Origin of the sequence: Bradyrhizobium sp. LTSP849 (assembly GCF_000938255.1) — a bacterium.
GTDB lineage: Bacteria > Pseudomonadota > Alphaproteobacteria > Rhizobiales > Xanthobacteraceae > Bradyrhizobium.
Genome location: NZ_JYMR01000023.1, coordinates 152,753 through 163,072, shown reverse-complemented (window position 1 = coordinate 163,072; position 10,320 = coordinate 152,753). Strand labels below are relative to the sequence as shown.

The 10,320-nt window shown below is 63.8% G+C and carries 9 protein-coding genes; 6 read left to right on the top strand and 3 right to left on the bottom strand.

Annotation, left to right across the window (positions count from 1 at the left end; all coding sequences use genetic code 11):
* Positions 1–38: 38 nt before the first annotated feature.
* A complete protein-coding gene (locus tag UB31_RS16665; RefSeq protein ID WP_045011612.1) occupies positions 39–785 on the bottom strand; it encodes a hypothetical protein in 747 nt (248 codons plus the stop codon).
* A gap of 294 nt (positions 786–1,079) precedes the next feature.
* On the opposite strand from UB31_RS16665, the gene UB31_RS16660 reads away from it, so the two are divergent.
* Both UB31_RS16660 and UB31_RS16655 read left to right on the top strand, forming a co-directional pair.
* Complete coding sequence (locus UB31_RS16660; RefSeq protein WP_045011611.1) at positions 1,080–2,111, top strand: ABC transporter substrate-binding protein; 1,032 nt, start codon at positions 1,080–1,082, stop codon at positions 2,109–2,111.
* On the top strand, positions 2,108–4,801 hold the full coding sequence (locus UB31_RS16655; RefSeq protein WP_045011610.1) for a hybrid sensor histidine kinase/response regulator: 2,694 nt from the start codon (positions 2,108–2,110) through the stop codon (positions 4,799–4,801). The genes UB31_RS16660 and UB31_RS16655 overlap by 4 nt, the downstream gene beginning before the upstream one ends.
* Before the next feature lie 138 nt (positions 4,802–4,939).
* Here UB31_RS16655 and UB31_RS16650 read toward each other — a convergent pair whose 3' ends face one another.
* Positions 4,940–5,671 (bottom strand): hypothetical protein, encoded by a 732-nt coding sequence (locus tag UB31_RS16650; protein WP_156175375.1) that lies wholly within the window; start codon positions 5,669–5,671, stop codon positions 4,940–4,942.
* A gap of 207 nt (positions 5,672–5,878) precedes the next feature.
* Positions 5,879–6,790: a LysR family transcriptional regulator gene (locus UB31_RS16645; protein WP_045011608.1), complete on the bottom strand. Its 912-nt coding sequence runs from the start codon at positions 6,788–6,790 to the stop codon at positions 5,879–5,881.
* 129 nt (positions 6,791–6,919) lie between these two features.
* Here UB31_RS16645 and UB31_RS16640 point away from each other — a divergent pair, with 129 nt between their 5' ends.
* The 4 genes from UB31_RS16640 to UB31_RS16625 all read left to right on the top strand — a co-directional run bounded on the left by UB31_RS16640 (position 6,920) and on the right by UB31_RS16625 (position 10,318).
* Positions 6,920–7,858, top strand: coding sequence for a ring-cleaving dioxygenase (locus tag UB31_RS16640; protein ID WP_045006337.1), 939 nt, complete (start codon positions 6,920–6,922; stop codon positions 7,856–7,858).
* Complete coding sequence (locus tag UB31_RS16635) at positions 7,855–8,481, top strand: alpha/beta hydrolase (protein WP_045006338.1); 627 nt, start codon at positions 7,855–7,857, stop codon at positions 8,479–8,481. The genes UB31_RS16640 and UB31_RS16635 overlap by 4 nt, the downstream gene beginning before the upstream one ends.
* A 182-nt stretch (positions 8,482–8,663) precedes the next feature.
* Positions 8,664–9,446: an IclR family transcriptional regulator gene (locus tag UB31_RS16630; RefSeq protein ID WP_045006339.1), complete on the top strand. Its 783-nt coding sequence runs from the start codon at positions 8,664–8,666 to the stop codon at positions 9,444–9,446.
* Entirely contained in the window at positions 9,443–10,318 is an 876-nt protein-coding gene (locus UB31_RS16625) for an ABC transporter permease (RefSeq protein WP_045006340.1), read from the top strand. The genes UB31_RS16630 and UB31_RS16625 overlap by 4 nt, the downstream gene beginning before the upstream one ends.
* Positions 10,319–10,320 lie beyond the last annotated feature (2 nt).

Sequence of the window (10,320 nt, the reverse complement as noted above, 5' to 3'; positions counted from 1 at the left end):
CACAACCCGGTGGGAGAATGGCGTGCAACCGCCCAGCATCAGAACTGGCCGGGCGGAAGCTTGAAGATGTCGGGGCTCTTGGCGTCGGCCACATAGAACAGCAGCAGGCTCGTCGGCGTGAGCAGGCGCTGGTTGTTCTCCTTATTCTCGAACGTGCCCTGAAGGAGCAGAATCACCGAGCGATCCTTGGCATCGCTGCCGCGGAACATCACGATGCCGCCGTTGACGGGCATGTTGACCGCGATGGAGTCGGGCTTGAAGCCTTCGCTGAGGAAATGGGCGCGCAGGATGTTGGCGTTGGAGAACAGTTTCTCCGGCGTGATGGCTGCATCACTCGCCTTGGACCAGACCGCGCCGACCTGGATCAGCGATTTGGATTTGTAGCCGAACACGTAAGAGAGCTCGGCGGTCCCGCCATTCGGCAGCAGCTCCGGAACGGAGAGCAGCAGGCTGTGGGTCAGCTCGGACGGATTGTCCTGGGCCCTGATGGCATCGGGCTTGGCGTTGAAATCCTTGACCATCGCCGCGCGCACCTCGGCCTCGCCCGTGCCGAACTTGGCGGAGCGGAAGCCGTCGATCGCCTTGGTCTTGTCGTCGGCAGTCGCCGCTTCGCCAGAGGCCGCGGGCGCTGCGCCAGTGGCGGCGGCCGGCGGCGCACCTGCCGCAACGGCCTTCGGCGCGGGCGCGGCCTTCTGCTTTGGTACGACGCCCTGGGCCGCAAGAGGTCCGGCCGCAACTGTGATGAGAAGGCCGGCAAGAGCCGGGACAAGATAGATTCTGCGCATCGTAAACCTTCAAAACAACCTGAAACAACGGCTCAAAAATCGACAGTTACGAAATCGGCTTCCCCGAACCGTCACCCAAACCGAGACGGAAAATGTGCAATGCCACAAGGCCTTACAAAGCGTCACGGAGCAGACAAAGCTCGAAACAGCGATTCCCAAGGCGCGTATGAATACGGTATCGTGCTGCCGAACGCTGCGAATGAACATTCATAAATGCTTTTTTTCATCAATTGTGGATGCCGCCCTTTCGCGTTAAGCATCCGCCTTGGGACGGATCATCGAGCAACACATTCCATGACCGAACGGCCTTCCGCTTTCGCGGTCGATCGCCGCGGCTTCATACGCCTTGCGGGCTCAACTGCCGCGGGATGGCTCGCGCTCGGCGCAACGCCGGATCGCATGCGGATCGTCGCCTCGCTGACCGTATTGCCGCTCGACGACGAGCTGACCAGAAGAAGCATGACCGACAGTGCAACCACTCGCCTTGGTGGACTCATCGCAGGCTTGAGGCAGCGAGGCTGGGTCGAAGGAGTCAATTACCGCTTCGAAATCCGTTCGACTTTCGGCGGACCCGACAAGTTCAAGGCCGCGGTGCGGGAGCTCATAGATCTCAAACCGGACGTCATCCTGACAGGCTCGACGGGCGAAACCGCGGCCGTCATGGCGGCCACCAAGACGATCCCGATCGTTTTCGCGACCTCAAACGACCCTGTCGGCAATGGCTTCGTCGAAAGCCTCGCGCATCCCGGCGGCAACGTCACGGGCTTCACCAGCAGCACCGCCGAGATGGGCGGCAAATGGCTTCAGCTGATCCGGGAGGCGGTGCCGGATATCGCGCGCGTCGGCGTCCTGTTCAATCCGGCAACCACACCTCGCGCCGGACGCTTCTTCCTCGATTCTCTCGAGCAGGAGGCCGCGGCATCCGGGGTGGCCGTGGTCCTCGCGCCCGTCAGCGCGACAGCGGACATCGACGGCGCGATCAGCCGCTTCTCCGAACCACCGAAGGCGGCGATGATCGCGCTCGTCGACAGCTTCCTGGTGGTGAACCGGCAGACGATCATCGCGGCAACAGCCAAGTATCGCGTCCCCATGATCTATCCATTCCATTATTTCATGGATGCGGGCGGGCTGATGAGCTACGGGCCGACGCTGGAGGTGCGCTCGGCCGACTATGTCGATCTCATCCTGCGCGGCACCAAGGCCGGCGATCTCCCGGTGCAAGCGCCACGGAAATACGAGCTCCTCATCAACCGCACCGTCGCCAACGCGCTCGGACTGACGATACCATTCACCCTGCTTGCACGCGCCGACGAGATTCGCGAGTGAACGAAACGATCGACCAGGGAGATCTGCGGACGCCTCCCGGCCGGCTGTTCCGGAAATATCTCTACTCGATCGTCGCCCTCGCCTTCGCCGCACTTGCCATCAACACCGGCTTCGACGTCTGGTTTTCCTACCGCGAGCAGAAGCAGCTTCTCGCAGCGACCCAGCGCGAGCAGGCAGCAAGCGCGGCCATTCAGATCGGCCAGTTCATCGGCCAGATCGAGAACCAGATCAGATGGCTCTCGCGTTTGCCTCCAGAGCTGTCGACCAATGAAGACGAGCGCCTGAACGCCATCCGCCTGCTGCGCCTCTCGCCTGCGATCGCGGAAATTGCCGAGCTCGACGCGCAGGGCCGCGAGCGGGTGCGCGTGTCGCGCCGTGTCGCGGACAGGATCGGCAGCAAGACCGACCTCTCCGCCTCGCCCGCCTTCCGCGGCGCCAATGAAAGCCGGACCTATTACGGGCCGGTCTACTTCTTTGGCGATACCGAACCGTTCATGACACTCGCCGCGCGCAGCGGCGGCCTCAACCCCAATGTGGTCGTCGCCGAGGTCAATCTGCGTTTCATCTGGGACCTCGTCGCCGGCATCAGGGTGGGCAACACCGGCAAGGCCTATGTGGTCGATCGCATGGGCCTGTTGATCGCGCATCCCGATTTGTGGCCGGCGCTGCGCCGCAGTGACCTCTCCGGGCACCCTGACGTCCGCGCCGCGCTTGATGGCGTGGGTCCGCCTTCAGGCGGCCTGGTCAAGGAGGATCTGTCGGGTCAGCGGGTGTTGTCGACCTATGCAACCGTACCTTCGCTCGGCTGGCTCGTGTTCGTCGAGCTCCCGCTGACCGAAGCTTACGCCCCGATCTACGCCTCGATCGGCCGCTCGACATTTCTGCTGATCGTCCTGCTCGCCTTCGCGGTTCTGGTGTCCCTCTGGCTCAGCCGACGCATGACGGTGCCGATCCAGCTGCTGACGCAAGGCGCGCGGCGGATCGGAAGCGGCGATCTCGGCCTGCGGCTCGCGATCAAGACCGGCGACGAGCTGGAGGCGCTCGGTGACCAGTTCAACCGGATGGCCGCGCACCTGCGCGAATCCTACGCGACCCTCGAGCGCAAGGTCATCGAGCGGACCTCCGAGCTCGAGAAGACGCGCGATCACGCCCTTGCCGAGCATGATGCGGCCGAGCGCGCGCGCAGCGTCGCAGTCGCGGCCAACGAGACCAAATCGCGCTTCCTCGCCGTGGTCAGCCACGAGCTGCGCACGCCGCTGAACGGCGTCATGGGCGTGGTGCAGCTGCTCGACGACGGCAGCCTCAGCGAGGTTCAGCGCCGCCACCTCGCGACCGCGGCCGCATCGGGCGAAACGCTGATCGCACTGGTCGATGCCATTCTCGAATATGCCCGCCTAGAGGCCAGCACTGAGGCGCTGGAGACGCGCGACTTCCGCCTCGACCGGCTGATCGAGACGGCCGCCGACCTGATGCGTCCTCAGGCTTTCGGCAAGGGGCTGACCTTCGACCTCGGCTGCGATGCGACGGTCAGCACATTCGTGCACGGCGATCCGGTGCGGCTCAATCGCATCCTGCTCAACCTGATCGGCAACGCCATCAAATTCACCCCGCGCGGCGGGATTTCACTGAGCACGACCACCGAGCGGCATGACGATCACGCGCTCCTCCGCGTCATCGTTCGTGATACCGGCATCGGCATCGCGCCCGACATGCACGAGCGGATTTTCGAGGATTTCGTGCAGGCAGACGACAGCATTGCGCGACGGTTCGGCGGCACCGGCCTTGGCCTTGCGATCGCGCGCCGCCTGACGCGGCTGATGCGCGGCGAGTTGACGGTGGAGAGCACGCCGGGCGCCGGCAGCGTTTTCACGCTTCTGGTGCCGCTCGGTCACGCCGCAAGCGGCGTCACGCAAGGTGTGATCGAGCCGCCATCGCGGCAGCTCCGCGTGCTGCTGGTCGACGACGACCCCGTCAATTGCGAGGTCGGCGAAGCGATCCTGAACCGGCTCGGCCACCGCGCCACGATTGCAAGAAACGGCGCGGCCGCGGTCGCGGTCGCCCGCAACCAGCCGTTCGACGTCATCCTGATGGATCTGCACATGCCCGACATGGATGGGGTCGAGGCGGCCGCGCGCATTCGACAGCTTCCGTTGCAGCCGATGCCGCGGATCATCGTCGTGACCGCCGACGTGTCGCGCAGCACCCGCGAGCGGCTCGCAGGCGCTGACATCACGAAGGTCGTCAGCAAGCCGATCCTGATCAACGCGCTTCGCGAGGCGATCGAAGACGAGCCCGAGCAGGGTGCGACCAACGCGCCGCTTGCGACCGGCGCATTGATCGACCGGCACTTTCTCGACGACCAGAAAGAATTGCTCGGCGCCTCGCAGATCGCGAAGCTCCATGATCTGCTGGATCAGACCAGCGAAAAACTGATCGAAGACATTGCTGGAGCTGCCGCGGCCGGCGATCGCAACCGGCTTGCGCGATCCGCGCACCAGCTCGGCAGCGCTGCGAGCGCACTCGGGCTCGTCCGCCTGCTCGAACACTGCCGCGAGGTCGAATTGGGGGCGCCCGCAATGTCGCCCGCCGAATGCGAGAGCGCCGCGCGCGAACTGGCCGCGCTTCGAGAGGCCTCGATGAGCGCGCTGAACGATCTGCTCGCGCCTGCCGAGCAGCGGTCGGTCAGCTAGGGCTTACGCTCATAACGCGCGAGATGGGAGTTCGTCAGCAAGCCGATTGTCGTGCATTTCGATCACGATCCGGCCAAAAGCGGACTCGTTGTGCTCATTGGGAGTGCTCTCGATTTTGACCCATTGGGGACCTTCGCACTAAGCAGATTGGTGCGGAAACTTCACCAGCGGACGATTGAATTCGGCAGAGACGCTATTCCAGTAGATCGCTAACCAACGTAGCTTCTCGTAGTGTGCCGGTATGTAGATTGACTTATGTAATTCAGTCTCAATGACCTTCTGTATCTTTTCAATGTCCTCCAGGCCATTTTCAAATACAGCTGGATCTCGAGTCAGGTCGAAAATATCGACAAACGGCGGGCCATCCTCTGCCAAGGCGATTCTGGGGGATATACTCCACCCTGTCGCCGCCTTCTGAAAGGCGTCTGTGCACGAGTCCTGATGGGTGCTCTGGTCGACTAAAATGCGTGGGTAGCGAGCGATCGACGATTCGAGTTGATACGCTCGGATCATTGCTGGGCCAAGCACCACTTGGTCCGAATGATATAGCAATCCCTTGGCGAAGCCGCCACGAATGAAAATTCCGATCTCCAGAAGAGACAAGGCTGCATGTGTGGTCGCCGCAAGGAGATGGACTAAACCCAGCGGGGAAGCCTTCTCAGACATTACGATGCAATCGGAGAATGTCTGCGCCCGGAAGTCGTCCGACTTCAACGAATCGTACTGCTTTTGTAGCTCGCCTATGGTTTCGACCGCCGCGATCAACGTCGCGGTGCTTTCCTTTGAAGCAACTGACGTTGAAACGATGTTGCTGAAGCCAAGGATATCTAGGAAAGCGACGTACCTCTCGGAGTATTCTTTTTCCAACAAGGATCGACTCATGCTGCAGGTTGATGAATATGGAAAGCTATCGCGCTGGTTGGCTCGTGTCCAATATCTTTGACTCCCTCGCGGACGGACAGTACACCGCCCTGACGAAGTGTCCGCTTGTGGCCCTTCTCGGACCTCACGCAAATGTCCACTCCTCCACCGCTGCTAAGAGATAGGTGGGCATCGCGGATTTCATGAGCACGCACCCTAGCTTCGGCGCCCAACCGCCTCGTCCTCACGCCCAAAACGCTCAACCAGAAAATCGATAAACAGCCGCACCTTCACCGACAGGTGCCGCGTCGGCGGATAGACCGCATAAAGCGCGAGCGGCGGCGCGGAATATTTGCCCAGCACCGTGCGCAGATCGCCCTTCCTCAAGGCATCAGCGGCAATGAACTCCGGGAGCAGCGCGAGTCCCCTGCCCTTGATCGCGACATCGCGCAGCACTTCGGCGTTGTTGACGCAGAGCGACCAGGCCGGCTGGATCCAGTGGTCGCCGTCGGCACCCGTGAGCTTCCATTGATTGCCGGTGAGCAGGAAGCCGTAGGTCAGCGACGCATGGTCGCGCAAATCCTGCGGATGTTTTGGCGTACCGTGGCGCGCCAGATAATCCGGCGAAGCGCAGATCATGCGCGGCACGGGCACGATCTTCCGCGCGATCAGGCTGGAGGATTCCAGCTCCGCGATCCGCAACGTCACGTCAAAGCCGTCCTGGACGGGATCGAGCAGATCGTCGCTGAGCACGAGCTGGAGCTGAAGCTCCGGGTATTTTTCCATGAAGTCGGCGAGCACCGGCCCGAGCCGCATGGTGCCGAACGACATCGGCGCGTTGACGCGCAACAGGCCGCGCGGCGCCGACTGGAGCTGCGTCACCGCCTGATCGGCGGCCTCGATCTCCGAGAGGATCACGACCGCGCGCTCGAAATAGCGCTGGCCGTTCTCGGTCGGGCTCGCATGCCGCGTGGTCCGGTTCAGGAGCTGCACGCCGAGGCTCCCCTCGAGGTCGGCGATATATTTGCTGATCGCCGAGCGCGACAGCCGCAACTGGCGGCCGGCCTCCGCAAAGCTGCCGCTTTCGACCACCTTCACGAAGGCCCGGAGGCTGGCGACCTTATCCAAGAGCCGGCCCCTGCGATTGTTTCCAAATCGTAGACATAGACGTCATATTTGCATGGATTGTCTCCAATCCAAAGCGACACGATATTTCCGGACAGAGCAAGACCGCTCCCCGAATTTTGGAGGACGACAATGTCTGGACTGCACCACGTCACCGCGATTGCCGGCGACCCCATCAGGAATTTCGGCTTCTACACCCGCGATCTCGGCCTGCGCTTCGTCAAGAAGACGGTCAATTTCGACGACCCCGGCACCTATCACTTCTATTACGGCGATGAGACCGGCCGGCCCGGCACCATCCTGACCTTCTTCCCCTGGGCTGGCGCACCGGCCGGGCGCCGCGGCGTCGGCGAGACGCATCAGACGGCCTTCCGCGTGCCGCAGCGTTCGCTCGGCTATTGGACGCAGCGCTTCATCGAGAAGGGCATCGCCTACGAGGCGCTGGAGAAGCGCTTTGGTGAATCCGTGCTGCCGTTCACCGATCCTGATGGCATGGCGCTCGCGCTCGTGGGCGTCCCCGGTGCCGAGAACGAATCCGGCTGGAGCAATGGCGACGTACCGGCAGAACATGCGATCCGCGGCTTCCATGGCGTGACCCTGCTGCTCGACAGTGCGACGAAGACGGCTGCCGTCCTCACCGACGTGTTCGGCTTCAAAGAGACCGGGCGTGAAGGCTCGGTGATCCGCTTCAAGGTATCGGGCGATGCCGAAGGCAGTGTCGTCGACATCTACGAGGCCAAGGGCTTTTTGCGTGGCCATCAGGGTGGCGGCTCGGTGCATCATATCGCCTTCCGCGCGGCCGACGATACCGAGCAGGGAGTGATGGCGCAGAAGCTGGTTGCCAATCATGGCTTGCGCCCGACCGAGCAGAAGGACCGCAACTACTTCCGCTCGATCTATTTCCGCGAGCCCGGCGGCGTGCTGTTCGAGATCGCGACCGATATTCCCGGCTTCGCCGTCGACGAACCCGTCGCGACGCTGGGACGTGACCTGAAGCTGCCGAGCTTCCTCGAAGCGCATCGCAAGCAGATCGAGGGCGTCCTGCCGAACCTGGAAGAGAGCGTGTCGTGACCGAGAGTTCATTCATCCATCGCTTCGAGCCCGCGACCATCGCGGGCTCCCCACCGCTGCTGCTGCTGCACGGCACCGGCGGCGACGAGAACGACCTGCTCGGGCTCGGCAAGATGATCTCGCCGGGGTCCGCCCTGCTCTCGCCGCGCGGCCGCGTGCTGGAGCACGGCATGCCGCGCTTCTTCCGCCGTCTCGCCGAGGGCGTGTTCGACGAGGCGGACGTACGCCACCGCGCGCGCGAGCTCGGCGACTTCGTCGCGGACGCGCGGCAGCGCTACGGCATCGCAGCGCCAGTCGCAGTCGGCTTCTCCAACGGTGCCAACATCGCAGCCGCGCTGTTGCTGCTGAAGCCGGACGTCCTGTCCGGTGCAATCCTGTTGCGCGCCATGGTGCCGCTGTCGGATTCACCCAAGGCTGACCTTGCAGGCAAGCCGGTGCTGTTGCTGTCCGGCCAAGCCGATCCGATCGTGCCGGCAAGCAACTCGGCGCACCTCGCCGCACTGCTGTCGCAGGCCGGCGCCAGCGTGACCCGCAAGGTCCTGCCGGCGGGCCACCAATTATCGCAGGCCGACGTGACGCTCGCCCGCGACTGGATCAGCAACGTGGCCGCTGAAGCCGTCTGACAAAAGAAGCGGCGCACCGTTTGATCGCGGCGCGCCGCTTCCAAATCCCCTACGGGCGACCTTCGGTCGCATCTGCGCAATCGGGCACCACAGTGCCGGAAATTTCCGCTTGCCCGTTTCCACGCCAGGCTTAGAATTTGGGACAAGGTTCCGGAATTTGGAACTCCCTTGGACCGCCGAGCATGAGCGCCCTCACCAACGCCATCGAGATCCTGCACTGCTTTTCCAGCGCGCGGCCCGATCTGTCGTTCGCGGACGTGATGGCGCTGACCGGCAAGCCGAAGAGCTCGACGTCGCGGCTGCTGCGCTCTCTGCGCGACTGCGGCCTGCTCGAGCAGGACCCCCACACCCGCCGTTATCGTCCCGGGCTCCTCACCTTCGAGCTCGGCCGGTTGCACCGCGCCCATGACGACCTCATCAGCATGGCCGAGCGCGAGCTGCGCGAGGTCTGCGCCCGCACCGGGCACACCGGCTACATTGCCGTGCTCGACGGCTACGAGCAGGTCGTGCTCCGGATCGTGCCGGGCTCGAATCCCCTGCGCGTCGTCAATCCGCCGGGCCAGCGCACGCCGGCGCTTGCTACCTCGAACGGCCGCGCCATGCTCGCGCGCCTCTCCGACGAGGACATCCGTGCGCGCGTGCCCGCGACCTATCCAAAACTGCCGCGCAACTCGCCGCAGAACTTCAAGCAGGCGATGGCGCGCCTGGACGAGATCCGCCGCACCGGCGTGTCCGAAGCAGCCGATGAATCGATCGAGGGCGTTGGATCCCAGGGCTTTGCGCTGAAGAGTGGCGAGACCGGCGAGATGATCGGGATCGCGGTGTCCTATTCGGTGCAGGCGACCACCGCCGCCGAGCGCGCCAATGTCCGCCGCGAGCTGGCGGCGATGGCTGCAAAACTGCGACGACTGACCGGCGACCCGCTCGATCAGGCCACGACGCGCGTTCAGACGGGGACGCGATGAGCAGCGCCGCGCCCCAACGCCCCAACGGCCTCGCGCTCTTCATTCTGCCGAGCGTGCTGCTGTTTGCGCTGTTCTTCTTCCTGCCGATCGGGCTGATGGCGGTGATGAGCGTGCTCACCGGCAATCCGGTGGTGGCGCCGAAGGTGGCCTTCACCACGCGCCACTACGCCCGCATGTTCGACGATCCCTATTATCTCGAAGTGATCTGGACCACGATCCGGATCGGGCTCGTGACCACGCTGGTCGCGCTCGCGATCGGCTATCCCCTGGCGCACTGGATGGCGCGCATCAAGAGCCGCACCGGACACGCGTTGCTGCTGATGGCCGTGCTGGCGCCAATGCTGACCGGCATCGTCGTGCGCACCTTCGCCTGGATGACGCTGCTCTCCGACAAGGGCGTGATCAATCAGACGCTGATTTCGCTGGGGCTCATCAGCCAGCCGTTGAAGCTGATGTACACCGAGACCGGCATCGTGGTCGGCCTCGTCCACATCTACGTCCCCTTCATGGTGCTGACGCTCACCGGCGTGATCGGCCGCATCGACGAACAGCTGGAGCAGGCCGCGGAAAACCTCGGCGCGAGCCCGTTGCGCGCCTTCATCGAGGTGACGCTGCCCTTGAGCCTGCCCGGCATCCTCGCCGGCTCGCTGCTGGTGTTCGCGCTCGCGATCAGCGCCTATGTCACGCCGATCCTGCTCGGCGGCTTCCAGATCATGACGCTGCCGATCCTGATCTACCAGCAGATCTCGGCGAACTTCAACGTCGGCTTCGCGGCCGCCCTCGGCATTGTCCTGCTGATGATCTCGCTGCTGCTCGTTATCGCCTATAACCGCGCGCTCGGCCTCGTCTCCGGCCAGCGCGAATTGCAATAAGG

Coding starts and splice junctions, on each gene's coding strand:
- UB31_RS16665 (WP_045011612.1), bottom strand. CDS start 785: ATGCGCAGAATCTATCTTGTCCCGGCTCTTGCCGGCCTTCTCATCACA.
- UB31_RS16660 (WP_045011611.1), top strand. CDS start 1,080: ATGACCGAACGGCCTTCCGCTTTCGCGGTCGATCGCCGCGGCTTCATA.
- UB31_RS16640 (WP_045006337.1), top strand. CDS start 6,920: ATGTCTGGACTGCACCACGTCACCGCGATTGCCGGCGACCCCATCAGG.
- UB31_RS16630 (WP_045006339.1), top strand. CDS start 8,664: ATGAGCGCCCTCACCAACGCCATCGAGATCCTGCACTGCTTTTCCAGC.
- UB31_RS16625 (WP_045006340.1), top strand. CDS start 9,443: ATGAGCAGCGCCGCGCCCCAACGCCCCAACGGCCTCGCGCTCTTCATT.